The organism is Pseudomonas sp. ok272 (assembly GCF_900109995.1).
Lineage (GTDB): Bacteria > Pseudomonadota > Gammaproteobacteria > Pseudomonadales > Pseudomonadaceae > Aquipseudomonas.
Genome location: NZ_FOCB01000006.1, coordinates 33,969 through 55,586 on the forward strand (window position 1 = coordinate 33,969; position 21,618 = coordinate 55,586).

A 21,618-nucleotide genomic window follows, 5' to 3' on the forward strand; every position below is an offset into this window, starting at 1 on the left:
TGCATCATGGCGGACCCACTGACAAGTGAGGATGAAGGCCAAGTGCTATAAGAATGTGTCGGCAGGCGGCGCGATTTCTGAAGGGGCACGGTCGCTCCAGTGTCCGTGGATCAGCCCCTTGTGGGAGCGAGCCTGCTCGCGAACGCGATAGGCCCGTCAACAGGGGTGTTGAATGTATGGCCGTCTTCGCGAGCAGGCTCGCTCCCACAGGGTTAGCGTAGCGTTCGGGCGTAGAGGCGCGGGCTCACTCAGCGCAACGGGATGTCGACCGCTTGCAGGGCTTTGCCCGCCACGTCGTGGAAGGTCACCCGAATCTTCTGGGTGTCGATCACCAGGTGGGCGAAGTTGTCTTGGCTGATCACCTTGCTGGTCAATTCGTGGTGATAGTCGCCATCCAGCGGTTGATCGAGGATGAACGTCGAGGTTTTGGCGTAGGGCAGCAGGGCGCTGTTGCACAGGGGGGAGGAGACGATGGTGTGCAGCTCGAAGTCCGGGTCCTGGCGGTGGCGCAGGCAACTGGTCAGCGAACCGTGGATGTCGCCGCTGACAAACACCACGTTCTTGAGCTTGTGCGCCCGCAGTGTCTCGAGGATGCGCCGGCGCTGCGCGGGGAAGGCCTGCCAGGCGTCGTGGTCGTTGCGTGCGCAGTCGGGGAAGAACAGCACGCTGGTCACCACCAACTTGACCCGCGCCGGGCTATCGACCAGCCACTCGAGCAGGGCGTGTTCCTGCTCTGCATCGAGGATGCGTCGATCACCCGCGCTGAGGTTGCGCCGGGTTCGGCTGTCGGTGACAAACCAGGCGATATCGCCGTGCGCGAACTGATACCAATAGTGCTTTAGTTCGCGGGAAAGTTGCCCGTCAGCTAAGCGTTCATGGCCCGGACCATGACTGGCTTGATAGATGTCATACGCCGCCATGGCATTGCGATAGAGCGCGGCCCCCTGGTTGCCGGCCTTGGCCGGCCAGTTATCTTCTATTTCATGATCGTCCAGGATCATGTACGTCGAAGTGCCCGCCATGAGTGCCCGGATATTGGGTTGGGAAAAGGCGGCTTGATACTTCTTGGTAATTGCCTTGTATTCAAGGTCGGGGCCGAAAATGTTCAAGTCGTCCACATACACTTGGTCGCCGGTCATGACCAGGGCACTGGCGGGAGGCGAGGTGGCTTGTGCCAGGCGATGGATGGCCGCGAAGATCCTGTCGCCTTTGGCGGGCAGAGTCGCGACCCCCAGGGTCATGCGCAAATAGCGGCAGGAGCCCACGATGTAGGCGCGCGGCGTGGTGGTTTGGCGGGAGGCCGTACGAAACGAGTAGACCGGCGCGGGCCATGGCCGGGTGGGTGGATGCGGGGCCGAGGGCGCTACTGGACTGCTGAACCAGCCGGCCTGGTATTCATAGTGAGTATCGCTGGACAGGTGCTCAAGTGTGATAACCCCCGTCATGTCGCGAAGCGCGGTTAGTTCGACAAACTTACCGTCGGACCACGGTGTTGTTCCGGCACGGCGATAACGGATGCCGGCATAGACCGGGGTGTTTTTTTGCCAGTCTCCCCGTAGAAAAATACGAACTTGATCCAGGGTGGTATGGCCAATAATCGGCCCGACAGTTGGTGTGTGCATAGTCGAATCCATTCGAAATATAACGTTTGAGGTTTTAGTGGTTGGGTCACTAACCAGCCCTGTTTCCCGAGACCAATCCTATGGGGCGGCCGGCAATAAATACCGATGAGCCAGCGGACTGTTGCTGTAGTACGAATAAGCCTGGTCTGTAGGTTTGACAGTCGTTGGGTGTGGGAGAGGTTGCAGGTTCAGCTCGCCGTTTAGTCGCGGCGCAGGGCTGGGGGCAAATCGCAGGCAAAAAAAGCCCCGCCAAATGGGCGGGGTTGAGGTACGAGCGTGGCGCTCGGAAATCGTCGAGCCAAGCGGCCCGCCGGTGAGGGCGGGCCGCTTGTGGGTTACAGCAAGATGGTGCGGATGTCGTTCAGCAGGCTGCTCAGACGCTGGGTGAAACGGGCCGCAGCGGCGCCGTTGATCACGCGGTGGTCGTAGGACAGCGACAGCGGCAGCATCAGCTTCGGCTGGAAGGCTTTGCCGTCCCAGACGGGCTGGATGGTTGCCTTGGAGACACCGAGGATCGCCACTTCCGGCGCGTTGACGATCGGCGTGAAGCCGGTGCCGCCAATGTGGCCGAGGCTGGAGATGGTGAAGCAGGCGCCTTGCATGTCGTCGGCCGTGAGCTTCTTGTCGCGGGCCTTGGCGGCCAGCGCAGCGGCTTCGGCAGCCAGTTGCAGCAGGCTCTTCTGATCAACGTTCTTGATCACAGGGACCAGCAGGCCGTCCGGCGTATCGACCGCAAAGCCGATGTTGACGTACTTCTTGCGGATGATCGCCTTGCCGCTAGGGGCCAGCGAACTGTTGAAGTCCGGCAGTTCCTTGAGCAGGTGCGCGCACGACTTGAGCAGCAGCGGCAGGATGGTCAGCTTGACGCCGGCCTTTTCCGCCACGGCTTTCTGGGCGATACGGAACGCTTCCAGCTCGGTGATATCCGCCGAGTCGAATTGCGTGACGTGCGGGATATTCAACCAGCTGCGGTGCAGGCTAGACGCGCCGATTTGCATCAGGCGGGTCATCGGCACTTCTTCGGTTTCACCGAAGCGGCTGAAGTCCACGACCGGGATCGGCGGAATACCGGCACCGCCGGTTGCGCCTGCGGCCGGGGCTTGCTTGGCCTTGACCATCATGGCCTTGACGTAAACCTGCACGTCTTCCTTGAGCACGCGGCCGTGTGGACCGCTTGGGCTGACGGCGTTCAGTTCGACGCCGAATTCGCGCGCCAACTGACGCACGGCCGGGCCAGCGTGGACCTTGGCACCGCTGGGTGCCGGAGCCGCGGCCGGAGCCGGTGCGGCCTCGGCTTTGGCCGCCGGCGCGGGAGCCGGTGCCGCCGCAGCAGGGGCTGGTGCAGCCGCAGCAGCAGCCGGAGCCGGAGCCGCTGCAGCAGGTGCCGCAGCGCCCGTGACTTTCAGCTTGAGGATGAAGTCGCCAGTGCCGACTTCGTCTTCGAGCTTCACGCCGATGCTTTCCACCACGCCGGCAGCCGGCGATGGGATCTCCATGCTGGCCTTGTCGGACTCCAGGGTGATCAGCGACTGATCAGCCTCGACGGTGTCGCCGACCTTGACCAGCAACTCGATGATCTTGGCCTTGCCCGACGAGCCGATATCCGGGACATGGATGTCCTGGACAGTAGCTGCAGCGGGTGCCGCCACCGGGGCCGGGGCCGCAGCAGCAGGCTGTTCGGCCGCCGCCGGAGCCGCAGCAGGCGCCGCCGCAACTGGCGCAGGTGCCGGCGCAGCGCCAGCTTCGATTTCCAGCTCCAGCAGTTCGTCGCCTTCTTTCAGGCGATCGCCCAGCTTCACTTTCAGGCTCTTGACCACGCCGGCCTTGGGAGCAGGGATTTCCATGCTCGCCTTGTCCGATTCCAGGGTCAGGATGCTCTGGTCGGCTTCGACGGTGTCGCCGACCTTCACAAACAGTTCAATTACTTCACCTTCACCGCTGCCGATGTCAGGTACGCGAATGAGTTCGCTCACAGGGTCTCTCCTCAGCAGTCCAGTGGGTTGCGTTTTTCCGGGTTGATACCGAACTTGACGATAGCCTCGGCCACCACCTTAGGTTCGATGTCACCACGGTCAGCCAGTGCTTCCAGGGCTGCCAACACCACGAAATGACGGTCGACTTCGAAGAAATGACGCAGTTTCTTGCGGCTGTCGCTGCGGCCGAAACCGTCAGTGCCCAGGACTTTGAATTCCTTGGAAGGAATCCACTGGCGGACCTGCTCGGCGAACAGCTTCATGTAGTCGGTGGAGGCAATAACGGGACCCTTACGGCCGGCCAGGCACTCTTCGACGTAGCTCAGCTTAGGCTTCTGGCCCGGGTGCAGGCGGTTGCTGCGCTCGACGGCCAGGCCATCGCGACGCAGTTCGTTGAAGCTGGTCACGCTCCACACGTCAGCGCCGACGTTGAACTCTTCACGCAGGATCTTCGCCGCTTCACGGACTTCACGCAGGATGGTGCCGGAGCCCATCAGCTGTACGTGGTGCGCCGCTTCGCGGGTGTCTTCCTCGAGCAGGTACATGCCCTTGATGATGCCTTCTTCCACGCCGGCCGGCATGGCGGGCTGCTGGTAGGACTCGTTCATCACGGTGATGTAGTAGAAAACGTCCTGCTGCTCTTCGGTCATCTTCTTCATGCCGTCCTGGATGATCACCGCCAGCTCATAGCCGTAGGTTGGATCAAAGGTGCGGCAGTTCGGGATGGTCGCGGCCAGGATGTGGCTGTGACCGTCTTCGTGTTGCAGGCCTTCGCCGTTGAGCGTGGTACGCCCGGCGGTGCCGCCGATCAGGAAGCCACGGGTGCGGCTGTCGCCGGCAGCCCAGGCCAGGTCACCGATACGCTGGAAGCCGAACATCGAGTAGAAGATGTAGAACGGCAGCATCGGCTGGTTGTGGCTGGAGTACGACGTACCGGCCGCGATGAAGGAGCTCATGGCGCCTGCTTCGTTGATGCCTTCTTCGAGGATCTGGCCCTTCTTGTCTTCCTTGTAGAACATCACCTGGTCTTTATCGACTGGCTCGTAGAGCTGGCCGACGGACGAGTAGATGCCCAACTGACGGAACATGCCTTCCATACCGAAGGTACGGGCTTCGTCCGGGATGATCGGGACGATGCGCGGGCCGATGTCCTTGTCCTTGACCAGCTGCGCGAGGATCCGCACGAAGGCCATGGTGGTGGAGATTTCGCGGTCGCCGGAGCCGTCGAGGATCGCCTTGAGGGTGTCCAGCGGCGGGGTCGGAATGCTGAAGCTCTGCGCGCGGCGCTGTGGCACGAAACCACCCAGTGCGGTGCGGCGTTCGCTCAGGTAGCGCGCTTCGGCGCTGCCGGCTTCTGGTTTGAAGAACGGCAGGTTCTCCAGCTCTTCGTCCTTGACCGGGATGTCGAAGCGGTCGCGGAACAGCTTCAGGCTTTCGACATCAACCTTCTTGGTGTTGTGCGCGGTGTTCTTCGCTTCGCCGGCGCCGGTGCCATAGCCCTTGATGGTCTTGGCCAGGATGACGGTCGGTTGTTCTTTGTGGTTGACCGCTTCGTGGTACGCCGCGTAGACCTTGTACGGGTCGTGGCCGCCACGGTTGAGCTTCCAGATCTCGTCGTCGGACAGGTCGGCAACCATCGCCTTGAGTTCCGGCGAGTTGAAGAAGTGCTCACGGACGAACGCGCCGTCCTTGGCCTTGTAGTTCTGGTACTCGCCGTCGATGACTTCGTCCATGCGACGTTGCAGGATGCCGTCGACGTCCTTGGCCAGCAGTGGGTCCCAGAAACGGCCCCAGATGACTTTGGTCACGTTCCACTGGGCGCCACGGAACACGCCTTCGAGTTCCTGGATGATCTTGCCATTGCCGCGAACCGGGCCGTCGAGGCGCTGCAGGTTGCAGTTGATGACGAAGATCAGGTTGTCCAGCTTCTCGCGGCCGGCCAGGGAGATGGCGCCCAGGGATTCCGGCTCGTCGCACTCGCCGTCGCCCAGGAAGCACCAGACTTTCTGCTTGCCTTCAGGGATGAAACCGCGGGCTTCCAGGTACTTCATGAAGCGCGCCTGGTAGATCGCCTGGATCGGGCCCAGGCCCATGGAGACCGTCGGGAACTGCCAGAAGTCAGGCATCAGCCAAGGGTGCGGATAGGACGAAAGGCCCTGGCCGTCGACTTCCTGGCGGAAGTTGTTCATTTGATCTTCGGTGATGCGACCTTCCATGAACGCACGGGCGTAGACGCCTGGCGAGGTGTGGCCCTGGAAGTAGATCAGGTCGCCGCCGTGCTCGTCGGTCGGGGCCTGGAAGAAATAGTTGAAGCCGATGTCATACAGGGTTGCGCTGGAGGCGAAGCTGGAGATGTGACCGCCCAGGTCAGAATCTTTCAGGTTCGTGCGCATCACCATGGCCATCGCGTTCCAGCGAACCAACGAGCGAATGCGGCGTTCCATGAACAGGTCGCCAGGCATGCGTGCTTCGTGGGTCACAGGGATGGTGTTGCGGTACGGCGTGGTGATGGCGTAAGGCAGTTGCGAGCCGCTGCGGGTCGCGAGTTCGCCCATACGGGTCATCAGGTAATGCGCGCGGTCTTCGCCTTCTTTGTCGAGAACCGATTCCAGGGCGTCCAGCCATTCCTGGGTTTCGACGGGATCGAGGTCTTGCATGGCTTGCTCCAGGGCGGAAAGGCTACCAGAATCGGTTGCCTGAGTGAGCGACTGGCCTTGTGGGCAGACGTTATGAATTCTTGGAATGCCGAAGTTGGTCCGGCGGCGTGTAGTTTTACTACAAATCTCCGGGCATTTCAGCCTTTCGAATGTATAGACGAGTAGTAAAACTACAGAAGAGCGGCTTATGGCCTCCTGCTGTGTTGTGAGGATAATCGTTACTGTTGGTCTTTAGCTAACCGAGACAGGTGGAAGTTTGATGCCCGCTGCCAAAAATACTGAGATCTCAGCTATTTCTAACCTTTGTTCGACAGTCCTTTGCGTAGTGCTTTTGATGGGTTCACTACAGACCGCCTCCTCTACGCCGATCAAGGATAGACCATGAGCCTCCCTTCGCTTGCCCCGCTGCCCGCCATTCTCCTGCCGTTGGTCAGCCGCGCCGAGCAGTCGCTGCGCGCCGCCGTGCAAACCCTGGATGACGACCATGGCCTGTCCACCTGGACACCCCAGCGCTGGGCCGATTTTGCCCGGGTCAGCGCCGCCAGCGACTTCGTCATTGAACAATGCGTGCGTGACCCGTTGATGTTGCTGGAGCTGGTCGCGTCCGGCCAGTTGGATCGACCCTTGGCCGACGGTGAGCTGTGTGCACAGCTTGCCGGCGCCGTGCAGGCGGCCGCCACCGACGATGAACTGGGCCGCGTGCTGCGCCGCCAGCGCACTCGCCAGCAGGTGCGGATCATCTGGCGCGACCTGACCCGCCAGGCCGACCTGATCCAGAGTTGTCGTGACCTTTCCGACATGGCCGACGCCAGCATCGACCAGGCCTATCAATGGTTGTACCTGCGCCACTGCCAGCAGTTCGGCACCCCGACCGGGTGGCGCAGTGGCGAGCCGCAGCACATGGTGGTCCTGGGGATGGGCAAGCTGGGGGCGGTGGAGCTCAACCTGTCATCGGACATCGACTTGATCTTCGCCTACCCCGAAGGCGGGGAAACCGTGGGCGTGAAGCGCGCGCTGGACAACCAGGAGTTCTTCATTCGCCTGGGCCAGCGGCTGATCAAGGCCCTGGACCCGATGACCGTCGACGGCTTTGTGTTCCGCGTCGACATGCGCCTGCGTCCGTACGGCTCGTCCGGCTCGCTGGTGCTCAGCTTCAATGCGCTGGAGCAGTATTACCAGGACCAGGGCCGCGACTGGGAACGCTACGCGATGATCAAGGCGCGGGTGGTGGCCGGCGATCAGGTGGCGGGCGCGCAGTTGCTCGACATGCTGCGCCCGTTCGTCTACCGGCGTTACCTGGACTTTTCCGCCATCGAAGCGCTGCGCACCATGAAGCAGCTGATCCAACAGGAAGTGCGGCGCAAGGGCATGGCCGACAACATCAAGCTGGGCGCCGGTGGCATTCGCGAGGTGGAGTTCATCGCCCAGGCCTTCCAACTGATCCACGGTGGCCGCGACCTGAGCTTGCAGCAGCGCCCGCTGTTGAAAGTCCTCAGCACGCTGGAAGGGCAGGGCTATCTGCCGCCGGCAGTGATTGACGAGTTGCGCCAGGGCTATGAGTACCTGCGCTACACCGAGCATGCGATCCAGGCGATCGCCGACCGGCAGACGCAAATGCTCCCGGACAACGAGGTGGACCAGGCGCGCATAGCTTTTATGATGGGCTTCGACGATTGGCCGGCGTTCCACGCGCAACTGATGTACTGGCGGGGCCGGGTCGACTGGCACTTCCGCCAGGTGATTGCCGATCCCGACGAGGACGAGGGCGAAGAAGGCGAAGTGGTGGTCGGTGGCGAATGGTTGCCGCTGTGGGAAGAGGCCCAGGACGAAGAGGCGGCCTGCCGTCAGCTGCAAGAGGCCGGCTTTGCTGACGGCCCCAAGGCGCTCAAGGCCCTGGCGGGGTTGCGCGGTAGCCCGCAATTGCGAGCGATGCAGCGTCTGGGCCGCGAGCGCCTCGATGCCTTTATTCCGCGCCTGCTGGCCCAGGCGGTGGAGCACGCCAACCCGGACCTGGTGGTGGAGCGCGTGTTGCCGCTGGTGGAAGCGGTGGCGCGGCGTTCGGCGTACCTGGTGCTGCTCACCGAGAACCCCAGCGCGCTGCGGCGGCTGCTGACCCTGTGTGCGGCGAGCCCGTGGATCGCCGAGCAGATCACCCGCTTCCCGCTGTTGCTGGATGAGTTGCTCAATGAAGGCCGGCTGTTCAAGCCGCCGCTGGCCCCGGAGCTGGCCGCCGAACTGCGCGAGCGCCTGACCCGCATCCCCGAGGATGACCTGGAGCAGCAGATGGAAGCCCTGCGCCATTTCAAGCTGGCGCACCGCCTGCGCGTCGCCGCCTCGGAAATCGCCGGCAGCCTGCCGCTGATGAAAGTCAGTGATTACCTGACCTGGCTCGCCGAGGCCATCCTCGAACAAGTGCTGGCCCTGGCCTGGCGCCAGACGGCGGCCAAGTACGGCTCGCCCCAGCGCCCTGACGGCACGCTGTGTGACCCGGGTTTTGTGATCGTTGGCTACGGCAAGGTCGGTGGCCTGGAGCTGGGCCATGGATCGGACCTGGACCTGGTGTTCATCCACGACGGTGACCCGCAAGCCGAAACCGACGGGCCCAAGCCTATCGACGGTGCGCAGTTCTTTACCCGCCTGGGCCAGCGCATCATCCACTTGCTGACCACCCAGACCAACTCCGGCCAGTTGTATGAAGTCGATATGCGCCTGCGGCCGTCCGGCGCCTCGGGCTTGTTGGTCAGCTCCGTCGGGGCGTTCGAACGCTATCAGGAACACGAAGCCTGGACCTGGGAGCACCAGGCGCTGGTCCGTGCACGGGTGTTGGTGGGCAGCCAGGATGTCGGCCAGTCCTTCGAGAAAGTCCGCGCCAAGGTCCTCGGTCGGGCACGGGATCTGCCCAAGCTGCGCCAGGAGGTCAGCGAGATGCGCGCCAAGATGCGCGACAACCTGGGCACCAAGGCCACCGCGGCCGGCACCGCTGCCAACGCCTTTGAAGCCGCGGCGCCGTTCGACCTCAAGCAGGACGCCGGAGGTATCGTCGATATTGAATTTATGGTGCAATACGCCGCTTTGGCGTGGTCCCAAAGCCATCCGCCACTGCTGCGCTGGACCGACAATATCCGCATCCTGGAAGAGCTGGAGCACGAAGGCCTGATGCCTGCGGCCGATGCCAGCCTGTTGCGCGAGGTCTACAAAGCCTACCGCGCCGCGGCTCACCGCCAGGCGCTGCAGAATGAAGCCGGGGTGGTGACAGGGGACCAGTTCGTCGACGAGCGCCGGCAGGTGTTGCGGATCTGGCGTGAGTTGGGGTTAAGCTGAAACAGTAGTGGCAGCCCTGGAATACTCTGGTGGGAGCGGGCTTGCTCGCGAATGCGTTGTGTCAGGCGCCCGTGATGTCGACTGACACGGCCTCTTCGCGAGCAAGCCCGCTCCCACCGTTGATGTGCAGTGTTTTGGCTACACCGGTGCACCAATACCCATGTGGGAGCGAGCTGGTCGCGAGAGCGGAGTGTCAGTCAACAGCCGTGTTGAAGGTAATCACCCCATCGCGAGCCAGCCCGCTCCCACAGTGTTTTTCGAAGCAGGGAGGCCAATGCCTCCTTTGTTCGTTTGTGGATAACTATGAAAATTCTGATCGTTGGGCCCAGTTGGGTCGGTGACATGGTGATGGCGCAGACACTCTTCGTGTGTCTGAAGCAGCGTCATCCACAGTGCGAAATCGACGTGCTGGCCCCCGAGTGGAGTCGGCCGATCCTCGAACGCATGCCCGAAGTGCGCCAGGCCTTGAGCTTCCCGCTCGGCCACGGTGCGCTGGAGCTGGCGACGCGGCGGCGCATCGGCAAGTCCCTGGCCGGCCAGTACGACCAGGCGATCCTGCTGCCCAACTCGCTGAAGTCGGCGCTGGTGCCGTTCTTTGCCGGCATCCCCACGCGCACCGGCTGGCGTGGCGAGTTCCGCTACGGCCTGCTCAACGACGTGCGCACCCTGGACAAAGCACGCTACCCGCTGATGATCGAGCGCTTCATGGCCCTGGCCTTCGAGCCGGGCGCCGAGTTGCCCAAGCCCTATCCACGCCCGAGCCTGCGAATCGACCCGGTGACCCGCGAGGCGGCGCTGGCCAAGTTCGGCCTGAGCCTGGACCGCCCGGTGCTGGCGCTGTGTCCCGGCGCCGAGTTCGGCGAGGCCAAGCGCTGGCCGTCCGAGCACTACGCCAAGGTGGCCGAGGCGAAGATCCGCGAAGGCTGGCAGGTCTGGCTGTTCGGTTCGAAGAACGATCACGCGGTGGGCGAAGACATCCGCTCGCGGCTGATCCCGGGGCTGCGTGAAGAGGCCTCGAACCTCAGCGGCGACACGTCGCTGGCCGAAGCCATCGACCTGCTGTCCTGCGCCGATGCCGTGGTGTCCAACGACTCCGGCCTGATGCACGTGGCCGCCGCGCTGAACCGGCCGCTGGTGGCGATCTACGGTTCGACGTCGCCGGGGTTCACCCCGCCGTTGGCCGAACACGTCGAGATCGTGCGCCTGGGTATCGAATGCAGCCCGTGCTTTGACCGCACCTGCCGCTTCGGCCACTACAACTGCCTGCGTCAACTGATGCCAGCGCCGGTGAACGATGCCTTGCAGCGGTTGCAGGGCTCAGCGGTCGAGGTTCGTTAAGTTGCGGGTACTGTTGATCAAGACGTCATCCCTGGGCGATGTGATTCACGCGTTGCCCGCGTTGACCGACGCGGCGCGGGCCATCCCCGGCATCACCTTCGACTGGGTGGTGGAAGAGGGCTTTGCCGAGATTCCCACCTGGCACCCGGCCGTGGGCAAGGTGATTCCGGTGGCGATCCGCCGCTGGCGCAAGAACATTTGGCAGACCCTCAAGAGTGGTGAGTGGGGGCGTTTCAAGCAAAGCCTGCGGGCCAACCAATACGACCTGGTGATCGACGCCCAGGGCCTGCTCAAGAGCGCCTGGCTGACGCGCTATGTGCGGGCCCCGGTGGCTGGCCTGGACAAACACTCGGCCCGTGAGCCGATGGCGGCGCGCTTCTACTCGCGGCGCCTGGCCGTGGCCCGTGGGCAACATGCGGTGGAGCGCTTGCGCCAATTGTTCGCCGTGGCGCTGGGCTACGACCTGCCCAAGGGCATGGGCGACTACGGCCTGAACGTCGAACGCCTGGTGGAGTTGCCCCGCAAGAACCCGTACGTGCTGTTCCTGCACGGCACCACCTGGGACACCAAACACTGGCCCGAAGCCTACTGGCGCGAACTGGCCGAACGCATGGGTCAGATGGGCATGGCGGTGAAGCTGCCGTGGGGCAATCCGGTCGAGAAAGCCCGTGCCGAGCGCATTGCCCAAGGCCTGCGCAACGCCGAAGTGCTGCCCAAGCTCAACCTGGCCGGCGTGGCCAAGGTGTTGGCCGGCGCGCAAGCCTGCGTGGCGGTGGACACCGGCCTCGGTCACCTGGCCGCCGCGCTGGATGTGCCGACGATTTCGCTGTTCGGCCCGACCAATCCGGGCCTGACCGGCGCCTACGGCAAGAGCCAGGTGCACCTGGCGAGCGACTTCGCCTGCGCGCCGTGTATGTCGAAGAAATGTACCTACCAGCCGACGCCCGTTGATCAGCGTCGGTTCGATCTCAAGCGCGAGTGGCCATTGTGCTTCACTCGCCTGAACCCCGAGCGTGTCGCGAGCCGACTGAGCACGTTGTTAATGGCTGAGGAGCTGCGCTGATGCAATTGGCATTTGTCCTGTACAAATATTTCCCGTTTGGCGGGTTACAGCGTGATTTCATGCGCATTGCCCTGGAATGCCAGCAGCGCGGGCATCAAATCCGGGTTTACACGCTGATCTGGGAAGGCGACATCCCGCCGGGATTCGAAGTGCGGGTGGCGCCGGTCAAGGCGTTCTTCAACCATCGGCGCAATGAGAAACTCAGCGCCTGGATGGCGGCGGACCTGGCCAAGCGTCCGGTGGATCGACTGATCGGCTTCAACAAGATGCCGGGCCTGGACGTCTACTACGCCGCCGACGGCTGCTTCGAAGACAAGGCGCAGAACCTGCGTCACTCGCTGTACCGCAGCTTTGGCCGCTATCGCCACTTCGCCGAGTATGAGCGGGCGGTGTTCGCCAAGGACGCCAAGACCCAAGTGCTGATGATTTCCGAGGTCCAGCAGCCGCTGTTCATCAAGCACTACGACACGCCGCTGGAACGCTTCCACCTGCTGCCCCCGGGCATTGCCCAGGACCGCCGCCGCCCGGCGAATGCCGACGAGATTCGCGCCGGGTTCCGCGCCGAGTTCAACCTCAAGGACGACGAGCTGCTGCTGGTGCAGATCGGCTCCGGGTTCAAGACCAAGGGTGTCGACCGCAGCCTCAAGGCCCTGGCCGCGCTGCCGGCGCAACTGCGCAAACGCACGCGGCTGTTGGTGATTGGCCAGGACGACCCCAAGGTATTCCAGCTGCAGAGCGCCGCGTTGGGCCTGGGCGACAGCGTGCAGTTCCTCAAGGGGCGCAGTGACATCCCGCGCTTCCTGCTGGGCGCCGACCTGTTGATCCACCCGGCGTACAACGAAAACACCGGCACGGTATTGCTCGAAGCACTGGTGGCCGGCTTGCCGGTGCTGGTGAGCGCGGTCTGCGGCTACGCCCATTACATCCAGCAAGCCGATTGCGGCCTGGTGCTGGACGAGCCGTTCGAACAGGCGCAACTGACGCAGTACCTGACGACCATGTTGAGCGATGATGCAGCGCGTGCGGCCTGGAGCCGCAACGGCCTGGCCTTCGCCGACACGGCCGACCTCTACAGCATGCCGCAGCACGCGGCGGATGTGATCCTGGCGGAGCCACAGCGATGAAGTTGATTCTGGCCGAACCGTTCAAGAGCCTGTGGGCCGGGCGCGATGCGTTCAGCGCAGTCGAAGGCCTGGAGGGCGAGGTGTACCGCGAGCTTGAAGCGCGCCGTACCCTGCGCACCGAAGTGGCCGGCAAGGGCTACTTCGTGAAGATTCACCGGGGCATTGGCTGGGGCGAGATCGTCAAGAACCTGCTCACCGCCAAGTTGCCGGTCCTCGGCGCGGGCCAGGAGTGGCGGGCGATCCAACGCCTGCACCAGGCCGGCGTACCGACCATGACCGCCGTGGCCTATGGCGAGAAAGGCCGCAACCCGGCCGACCAGCATTCGTTCATCGTCACCGAGGAACTGGCGCCGACCGTCAGCCTGGAAGACTTCAGCATCGATTGGCTCAAGCAGGCGCCCGCACCACGGCTCAAGCGGGCGCTGATCGCCGAGGTGGCGCGCATGACCGGCATGATGCACCGTGCCGGAGTCAACCACCGTGATTGCTACATCTGCCACTTCCTGCTGCACACCGACAAGCCGGTCACGGCCGACGACTTCAAGTTGTCGCTCATCGACTTGCACCGCGCCCAGACCCGCACCACGATCACCCGGCGCTGGCGCAACAAGGACCTGGCGGCGCTGTACTTTTCCGCGCTGGACATCGGCCTGACGCGCCGCGACAAGCTGCGCTTTCTCAAGGGCTACTTCCAGCAGCCGCTGCGCCAGATCCTGGCGGAAGAAGCCGGGTTGCTGGCCTGGCTCGATGGCAAGGCCAACCAGCTGTATGAGCGTAAACAGCGCTATGGGGACGCACTCTGATGACTGATTTCCTGGCTCCCGGCGACCGCGAACTGTTCGAGCGCCATGGTCTGGCCACCTTCGAAGGCCTGTGGGCCCGGCAGCTTGATGCGGTGGATGAGCCCAACACCCTGGGCGACGGCTGGAGCAGCGTGTACCGCCTGGACCTGGACGGCCACGGCTACTACCTCAAGCGCCAGAGCAACTACCTGACCCGCACCCTGCAGCGGCCGTTGGGCGAGCCGAGTTTCGCCCGCGAGTTCCGCAACATCAGCCTCTATCAGAAGTTGGGCATCCCGGCGTTGGAAGCGGTGTTCTTTGGCCAGCGCAAGGTCGACGGCGACGTCCGGGCCATCCTGGTGACCCGTGCCCTCGATGGTTGGGACGACCTCGACGCCTTGCTGCAACAGTGGCCCCAGCTCGACGCCGGACAACAGGCCGCCCTGCTGCGCGCCTGCGGCCTGCTGGCGCGGCAACTGCACGCGGCGGGCCGGGTGCATGGCTGCTTCTACCCCAAGCACCTCTTCATGCAGCCGGCCGGCGACGGCTATCGCGCGCAGTTGATCGACCTGGAGAAAACCCGGCCGCTGCTGTTCGGCTGGCGTGATCGGGTCAAGGACCTGGAGCCGTTGCTGCGCCGAGCGCCGATCTGGAGCACCGACAACGTGCGGACCCTGCTGGCGGCTTATCTGGATCAGCCCCTCGACGGTTCGCTGGTGGACGCCTGGCTGCAACGCCTGTCCGCCCGGCGCAGCCACAAGGGGAACCGCTGATGCGTTTGTCCGAGCTGCAACGCCTGGGGCGCACGCCGAGCCTGCCGCTGAGTATCGACCTGGCCGATGCGGCGGGCCCAGCCTCGTTGCAATTGCTCAGCCTGCTGCGGGTACTGCCGGGGCAGCGCTACGTCGGCGCCGGGGTTTGGCGCGGGCGGGCGGTGCTGGCCAAGTTGCTGGTGGGCAGCAAGGCCGCGCGGCATTTCCAGCGTGAGCTGGACGGCGTGCGCCTGTTGGCCGCACAAGGCTTGACCACCCCGTTGTTGCTGGCCGATGGCCTGAAAGACGGCGAGGGTGGCTGGTTGCTGTTCGAACTGCTGGAAGAGGCGCAGAGCCTGGGCGATGCCTGGAAACAGGTCGAAGAGCTGCCGGTGCTGGCGGATGAACAGGTGGCGGTGCTGGCCGAGGCGCTGGCCGCGATTGGCCAGATGCACCGCAAAGGCCTGTGGCAGTCCGACTTGCACCTGGACAACCTGCTGCGCCATGGCGGCAAGCTGTACCTGATCGATGGCGCCGGCATCCACGGTGAAACGCCAGGCCAGCCGCTGTCGCGACAAAAGGTGTTGGACAACCTCGGGGTGTTTTTTGCCCAGTTGCCCACGTCCCTGGAACCGTTCACCGAAGAGCTGTTGGTGCATTACCTGTTGAGTAACGGTGAGCACGCATTACCCCTCGAAGCCCTGCAAGCGCAGGTGGACAAGGTGCGTCGCTGGCGGCTCAAGGACTTTTTGATCAAGGTGGGGCGCGAGTGCTCGCTGTTCAGCGTGCAGCGCGGGGCGTTCGGCCTGCGCGCGATTCGTCGCGAAGAAGAGGCGGCCATGCTGCCGGTGCTGACGCAGGCTGACGCGTTGCTCGACCAGGGCCATCTGTACAAGACCGGCGGCGCGGCGAGCGTGGGCAAGGTCGAGGTGGCGGGGCGCACGTTGGTGGTCAAGCGCTACAACATCAAGGGGTTTGCCCACTGGCTCAAGCGTTTCTGGCGCCCGAGCCGCGCCTGGCATTCATGGCGCGAAGGCAATCGCCTGGGGTTCCTGGGGATTGCCACGCCCAAGCCGCTGGCGGTGCTGGAGACGCGTTTTCTCTGGTTGCGCGGTCGGGCTTACCTGGTGACCGAGCACTTGTCGGGGCCGGATATCATTGAGCGTTTTGCGCCCTATGTTGAGAGTGGCGAGGCGCCGGAGGTTGAGTTACTGGCGCTGGATCGGTTGTTTGCCGAGTTGATCGCTGAGCGGATCAGTCATGGGGATTTCAAGGGGCACAATCTGTTTTGGGCTGGGGATCGCTGGTCGTTGATTGATCTGGATTCGATGTGTCAGCACGGCTCGCTGGGGAGTTTTGCGCCGGCGTATGCGCGGGATCGGGCGCGGTTTATGCGTAATTGGCCTGAAGGGTCGGCGTTGTATCGGGTGATTGATCAGCGGTTGCCTAGGCAGGCGGTCTAGTTCTGGCTGTCCCCCCATCCAACCTGTGGGAGCGGGCTTGTCGGATCGCCGCACCGTCGCGAAGGCGGCCTGACAGCCGACCTGGCTCTGGCGGGTGGTGTACATATCCATTGCTGCGGGTGTGGCGGCTGGTGGTTTCGCCCTGACGGTCGACTCCCTTTGGCAAACGCCCCAAAGGAAGCAAAGGTCTCGCCCCGAGCGTTCGGCCCCTCGCTAAGGCTCGGGGTTCCTTCGCTGCGGTATCCCTCTGGGGGCATCGCTCTCCGGTTGGCTTCGCTGCACCTCCACGCGATGTGTTCGACTGCGTCGAACGGCGCTTCGCGCCAGTCCCCAGAGGGACACCTGCGCTCAGCCTGCCGATGGGGCGGGCAGGTCAAAAGCCAGATCAAGATCAAGAGCGGCAGGCGAGCTAACGCTCGGCCTGTTGAGTGGTGAAGGGCAGAACGGCGGGAGTCTGGTGGTGGGTTTGCTTTTGGTGGGAGCTGGCTTGCCTGCGAAGGCGGTCTGACAGCCGGCCTATCTCTGGCGGATGTCCCCCAATCCAAAAACTGTGGGAGCGGGCTTGTCGGACCGCCGCACCGTCGCGAAGGCGGCCTATCAGCCGACCTGACTCTGGCGGATGTCCCCCAATCCAAAAACTGTGGAAGCGAGGGCGGCTTGCCGGCGAAGGCGGCCTATCAGCCGACCTATCTCTGGCGGATGTCCCCCAATCCAAAAACTGTGGGAGCGAGCCCGCTCGCGAAGGCGGCCTATCAGCCGACCTATCTCTGGCGGATGTCCCCCAATCCAAAAACTGTGGGAGCGAGGGCGGCTTGCCGGCGAAGGCGGCCTCAAGCATTGCACCTCTCTCGAAAAGGCGGCGACCCTGCGGTTGTCGCCTTTTTTGGGGCGTTACTTCGGCTGGTCGTAGTTATCCAGTGTCCGCTCCACCAGCAGGTGTCCCAATGAAATCATTTGCTGGATCGCCAGGGCGACATGCCGGTGCGAGCCTTCCAGTTCAAAGGCCAGGTCGCTGGCGATCACGTTCACGGCTGCCAGGGTTTCCGAGGCGTGGGCCAGTAGGGTTTCGTTGTCGAGCTCTGGCAGTACGGCGAAGATGCTGGAGGGTGGTTTGGCGGGCTGATTCTTCTGGCGCGGCGGCTTGAGGTAGTGGTCCAGCGCGCGTTCGGCGGCGTCGTTGAGTTTTCTGGAGTCGATGGCGTCGTAGGGTGAAACGCTGGGTGTATCGGGGGGATTGGGGGTGACTTTGTACATGATGGTGCTCCTATACCTGAGTGGGAGCCACCAAGACCTGTCGCTAAACAAGTAATGGTGGCGACTGTACGCAGGTTAGCGAACCGGGGGTATAGGAGCCCGGCAGATCCGAGGATCTCCCACGCACAGCCGCCAAGACGCGATATTGCGGGCATAAAAAAGCACCTGCAACAAAGTTTTTGAACGCTGTAGCACCTATACCTGTTCGGGTCGCTAAACCCGGCCGCTGAATCAGCAGCGACCCCCGAAGCCTAGGCGTGCACTTTCCGAGCGACAACCTGAAAACCATGTCGGATGCTTCTACGTCTATTGCGGGTTGGTTAAACAGTTGGCGGGTGTGGGTGGCGATGGGGGCTGATGCGTCAAACAACCTCTGGGTCATTCCCGTCGTCTTTACGCTATAATCCCGCCCTTTAGCTGTTTCTTGCCTTGGTGCAGGGACACACTTATTTCCAGGCGCGTGTCGCCTGCATGCAGACTAAAGAGGCTAGACCCCTGTGGCATTGACGATTCTTGGCCTGTCCGGCGCCCTTAGCCATGATCCTTCCGCAGCGCTGTATATCGACGGCAAGCTGGTCGCGGCCGCTGAAGAAGAGCGCTTTGTACGCGATAAACATGCAAAGAACCGCATGCCCTACGAATCGGCGAAGTTCTGCCTGGAGCAGGCGGGTATCAAGCCTTCGGACGTGGATGTGGTCGCGATTCCGTTCGCGCCGATCAGTCTGTTCGGCGAGGCCCGCTGGCACTACGCCAAGCGCTACTGGTACGCCCCGGACCGCGCGCTTGACGCGATCCTGATGGGCAACCGTCGCTATAAGCGTTATCGCAACAAGATCGTCTGGTGCCTGGAGCAACTGGGCTTCGATCCGAAGAAGATCAAGATCGAGCCGGTCGAGCATCACCTGGCTCACGCCTCCAGCGCTTACCACTGTTCCGGTTTCCAAGAGAAAACCGCGATCCTGGGGATCGACGGCAAGGGCGAGTACGCCACGACCTTCTTCGGTTACGGCGAGAACGGCAAGATCCACAAGATCAAGGAATTCTTCGACCCTGACTCCCTCGGCGGCCTGTACGGGGCGATCACCGAGTTCCTCGGTTTCGAGATGCTCGACGGCGAGTTCAAGGTCATGGGCATGGCGCCGTATGGCGATGCCAGCAAGTACGATTTCTCGCGCCTGGCCTCGTTCGAAAACGGCGAGTTGGTGATCAACACCGAATACGCCAACGTCATCGGCCTGCGTCGTTACAAAGAGAAGGGCAAGGGTTTCTACTTCTCGCCCAAGCTGATCGAGTGGCTGGGTCCCAAGCGCGAAGGCGATATCGCCGACGAGCCGTACATCCACTACGCCGCCAGCATGCAAGCGCTGTTCGAGAAGCTGTCGTTGCAGATGATCGACTACTACCTGGGCGACGTGCTCAAGGAAACCGGCAAGCTGGCCTTCGCCGGTGGCTGTGCGTTGAACGTCAAGCTCAACCAGAAGATCATCGCCCGCGATGACGTCAAGGAGCTGTTCGTCCAGCCGGCGTCCGGCGATGCCGGCACTGCGGTGGGCGCGGCGGCCTATGTGTCCCACGCGCGCGGCGTGCCGGTCGAGAAGATGGAACACGTCTACCTCGGCCCGTCCTACACCAACGAAGACGTGATTGCCGCCTGTGCCCGTCACCCCAGTGCACCGACGTGGCGCAAGCTTGAGAACATGCCGGAAAACATCGCCAAGATCATGGTCGACGGCAACCCGGTGGCCTGGTTCCAGGGCCGCATGGAGTTCGGTCCACGTGCCCTGGGCGGTCGTTCGATCATTGGTTGCCCGAGCGCCGTAGGCGTGGCTGACCGGATCAACCACCAGATCAAGTTCCGCGAGCGCTGGAGGCCTTTCTGCCCGTCGATGCTCGACACTGTCGCGCCGCAGATGATCAAGATCGATCACCCGGCGCCGTTCATGACCTTCACCTTCGAAGTGGCTGAGGAGTGGAAGGCCCGCGTGCCGGAAGTCGTCCACGAAGACGGCACGTCCCGCGCCCAGGTGCTCAAGCGCGAGTACAACCCGCGCTACTACGACATGATGAAGGCGCTGGAAGTGCTGACCGGCAACGGTGTGTCGCTGAACACTTCGCTCAACCGTCGCGGCGAGCCGATGATCTGCTCGCCGACCGATGCCCTGAACATGTTCTTCGGTTCCGATCTGCAGTATCTGATCATGGAAGACATTCTGGTGGTCAAAGACGGCGCGGACGCTTATGACACGCTCGGCTGAGCGCCATGTGCTGCAGTTCTGCCACGGCTATGACGGGCCGTTCCTGGACTGCGCCCGGCAGTACGCCAGCCTGTTCGCAGGCTCCGGCTATCGCGTGACCACGGTGTTTCTCACCGGGGTCGCCGATGCCGAAGTCGCGGCGGCGTGTGCGTGCGATGAAGTGTTGTTCATGGAGTACAGCTCCAAGGCCATTCGTGGCCTGAAGCTGGGCGCGATTGCCGATCTGCGCAAGATCGCCCAGTCGCGTAACTTCAGCTTCTGCATCGCCCACCGCTTCAAACCGATCTACATCGCCTTGCTCGGCACCCGGTTGCCGGTGATTGGCGTGCACCACGCCTTTGGTGATTACCAACGGCGTACGCGCAAGCTGTTCGCGCATATTTTCCGTCAGCGCCTGAGCCTGCTCGGGGTCTCCGATGCGGTGCGCGACGACATGCGCCGCTGCCTGCCCGCGTGGCCGGCGGAGCGGATTCAAACCCTGTACAACCGCATCGATCTCGACGCCTTGCAAGCCAGCCAGGTGTCGTTCGATGACGCGCGCACTGAACTGGGCCTGTCACCGGATACCTGGGTGGTCGGCAACGTCGGGCGCCTGCACCCGGACAAGGACCAGGCCACCCTGCTGCGCGGTTTTGCCCTGGCCTTGCCGCGCCTGCCGGCGGATAGCCAGTTGGCGATCCTCGGCACCGGCCGCTTGGACCAGGACCTCAAGGAACTGGCCCGCGAACTGGGGATCGGCGATCGGGTGCTGTTTCTCGGTCAGGTGCCGGATGCACGACGTTATTTCCGGGCCTTCGATGTGTTTGCCTTGAGCTCCGATCACGAACCGTTCGGCATGGTGCTGCTCGAAGCCATGGCCGCTGGCGTGCCGTTGCTGGCAACCGCATGCGGCGGGGCCAAGGAAGTGGTCGAAGGCGTCGGCATCCTGTTCCCCCTGGGCGATGCCGAACACCTGGCGCAAGGCTTGCTCCACTTGGCCGGGATGGAGGCGCAGCAGCGTCGCCAGTGTGCCGAGCTGATGCTGGACCGGGTGCGCGAGCGTTTCTCGGACCGTGCGGTACGGGATGCATTCTGGCGCTTGCCGGCGGTCATCGAACTGACGGCGAGGGACTGATGCTCAATCGACTCCAAGGCTGGCGCGAACGTGGCTGGTCCGTGGTCGATGCGTCCACCTACAGCACTGCCTGGCAGCGCTTTGGTGGCAGCGTCGCCACTCATCCAATGGTGGTCGAGCGCCTGGCGCAGTTGGCCGGCATCCCGGTGCGTTACCTGGCCTGGGAGCAGGGCGGCGAGTTGCAAGCCGCGATCCCGACCTGGGGGCGCGACCTGGCGTTGTCCAAGGACGTGCTCAAGCGCCACGGCAAGAAAGGCCTGTTCGACCTCGGCAACGCCGAGTTGATCCTGCCCGCCGCCGCCAATGCCCAGGCACCGTTGCGCCATCGCGCCCGCTATCTGTCGGCACTCAATGAAGGCCGTTTTACCGGCCTCAAGCTGCAAGCCGAACAGTTGGCGATGGCCCGCACCCCTGAAGAACTGTCGAAGAAGTTTCGCTACAACCAGCGGCGCGAACTGCGCTTGCTGGAAGAGGCGGGCGGTGTGGTGCGCCCGGTCAGCGACTTCACCAGCGTTGAACTGGCCGCGATCTACTGCGACCTGTTCCAGCGCCGCTGGGGCTTTGCGGCCACTGGCGCGGCACGCATGGCCGAGGTTGTCGAACTGCTGCGCGAACTGTTGATCGGTTCTGTGGTCTTTTTGAACGACGCCCCGATTGCCATCCAGTTGGTGTACCGGGTTGAAGCGCCGCAGTGGATCAGCGTCGAGTACATCAACGGCGGTGTTGACCCGCAAACCCGCGAGTTCAGCCCGGGCAGCGTCCTGAGCTTCCTCAACACCCAAAGTGCCTGGGAACAGGCCCGCGCCATCGACAAACCGCTGCGCTTCTCGTTTGGTCGCGCCGACCGTGAATATAAGGACCGTTGGTGCAATCCTGTGCCGGTCTTCAGTGTATGAGCCC

At 63.4% G+C, this 21,618-nt stretch carries 14 protein-coding genes; 10 read left to right on the forward strand and 4 right to left on the reverse strand.

Translation table 11 applies throughout. From position 1 onward, the window contains the following. Positions 1-248: 248 nt before the first annotated feature. The 3 genes from BMW74_RS10980 to aceE form a co-directional block, all read right to left on the reverse strand. The gene (locus BMW74_RS10980; RefSeq protein WP_093418639.1) at positions 249-1,622 is read right to left on the reverse strand and encodes an alkaline phosphatase D family protein; all 1,374 of its coding nucleotides are present in this window, start codon (positions 1,620-1,622) and stop codon (positions 249-251) included. A 335-nt stretch (positions 1,623-1,957) separates the two neighbouring features. Beyond that, the gene (gene aceF, locus BMW74_RS10985) at positions 1,958-3,595 is read right to left on the reverse strand and encodes a dihydrolipoyllysine-residue acetyltransferase (RefSeq protein ID WP_093418643.1); all 1,638 of its coding nucleotides are present in this window, start codon (positions 3,593-3,595) and stop codon (positions 1,958-1,960) included. Between the two features lie 11 nt (positions 3,596-3,606). Then, positions 3,607-6,252, reverse strand: a complete 2,646-nt coding sequence (gene aceE, locus BMW74_RS10990; protein WP_093418647.1) for a pyruvate dehydrogenase (acetyl-transferring), homodimeric type — start codon at positions 6,250-6,252, stop codon at positions 3,607-3,609. Between the two features lie 381 nt (positions 6,253-6,633). On the opposite strand from aceE, the gene glnE reads away from it, so the two are divergent. From glnE to BMW74_RS11025, 7 genes are all read left to right on the forward strand, one after another. After that, positions 6,634-9,573 carry a bifunctional [glutamate--ammonia ligase]-adenylyl-L-tyrosine phosphorylase/[glutamate--ammonia-ligase] adenylyltransferase gene (gene glnE / locus BMW74_RS10995; protein ID WP_093418650.1) on the forward strand — a complete coding sequence of 980 codons (2,940 nt, stop codon included), beginning with the start codon at positions 6,634-6,636 and terminating at the stop codon, positions 9,571-9,573. A gap of 303 nt (positions 9,574-9,876) precedes the next feature. Then, positions 9,877-10,911, forward strand: coding sequence for a lipopolysaccharide heptosyltransferase II (waaF, locus tag BMW74_RS11000; protein ID WP_093418653.1), 1,035 nt, complete (start codon positions 9,877-9,879; stop codon positions 10,909-10,911). A gap of 1 nt (position 10,912) precedes the next feature. Beyond that, positions 10,913-11,974: a lipopolysaccharide heptosyltransferase I gene (gene waaC / locus BMW74_RS11005; protein WP_093418656.1), complete on the forward strand. Its 1,062-nt coding sequence runs from the start codon at positions 10,913-10,915 to the stop codon at positions 11,972-11,974. After that, positions 11,974-13,098, forward strand: a complete 1,125-nt coding sequence (locus BMW74_RS11010) for a glycosyltransferase family 4 protein (protein ID WP_093418661.1) — start codon at positions 11,974-11,976, stop codon at positions 13,096-13,098. The genes waaC and BMW74_RS11010 overlap by 1 nt, the downstream gene beginning before the upstream one ends. Continuing rightward, positions 13,095-13,901: a lipopolysaccharide core heptose(I) kinase RfaP gene (rfaP, locus tag BMW74_RS11015; RefSeq protein WP_093418665.1), complete on the forward strand. Its 807-nt coding sequence runs from the start codon at positions 13,095-13,097 to the stop codon at positions 13,899-13,901. Before BMW74_RS11010 ends, rfaP begins: the two co-directional genes overlap by 4 nt. Next, complete coding sequence (locus BMW74_RS11020; protein ID WP_093418669.1) at positions 13,901-14,653, forward strand: lipopolysaccharide kinase InaA family protein; 753 nt, start codon at positions 13,901-13,903, stop codon at positions 14,651-14,653. Before rfaP ends, BMW74_RS11020 begins: the two co-directional genes overlap by 1 nt. Next, complete coding sequence (locus tag BMW74_RS11025; protein ID WP_093418672.1) at positions 14,653-16,095, forward strand: lipopolysaccharide kinase InaA family protein; 1,443 nt, start codon at positions 14,653-14,655, stop codon at positions 16,093-16,095. The genes BMW74_RS11020 and BMW74_RS11025 overlap by 1 nt, the downstream gene beginning before the upstream one ends. Positions 16,096-16,986: 891 nt before the next feature. Here BMW74_RS11025 and BMW74_RS11030 read toward each other — a convergent pair. Continuing rightward, complete coding sequence (locus tag BMW74_RS11030) at positions 16,987-17,349, reverse strand: DUF6124 family protein (RefSeq protein ID WP_093418676.1); 363 nt, start codon at positions 17,347-17,349, stop codon at positions 16,987-16,989. 497 nt (positions 17,350-17,846) lie between these two features. Between BMW74_RS11030 and BMW74_RS11035 the strand changes: the two genes are divergently transcribed. Genes BMW74_RS11035 through BMW74_RS11045 form a run of 3 tightly spaced genes read left to right on the forward strand, consistent with a single transcriptional unit; the run spans position 17,847 to position 21,614 of the window. Further along, positions 17,847-19,604 (forward strand): carbamoyltransferase family protein, encoded by a 1,758-nt coding sequence (locus BMW74_RS11035; protein WP_093418679.1) that lies wholly within the window; start codon positions 17,847-17,849, stop codon positions 19,602-19,604. Next, positions 19,588-20,718 (forward strand): glycosyltransferase, encoded by a 1,131-nt coding sequence (locus tag BMW74_RS11040; RefSeq protein WP_093418682.1) that lies wholly within the window; start codon positions 19,588-19,590, stop codon positions 20,716-20,718. Before BMW74_RS11035 ends, BMW74_RS11040 begins: the two co-directional genes overlap by 17 nt. Then, the gene (locus BMW74_RS11045) at positions 20,718-21,614 is read left to right on the forward strand and encodes an antimicrobial resistance protein Mig-14 (RefSeq protein ID WP_093418685.1); all 897 of its coding nucleotides are present in this window, start codon (positions 20,718-20,720) and stop codon (positions 21,612-21,614) included. Before BMW74_RS11040 ends, BMW74_RS11045 begins: the two co-directional genes overlap by 1 nt. Positions 21,615-21,618 lie beyond the last annotated feature (4 nt).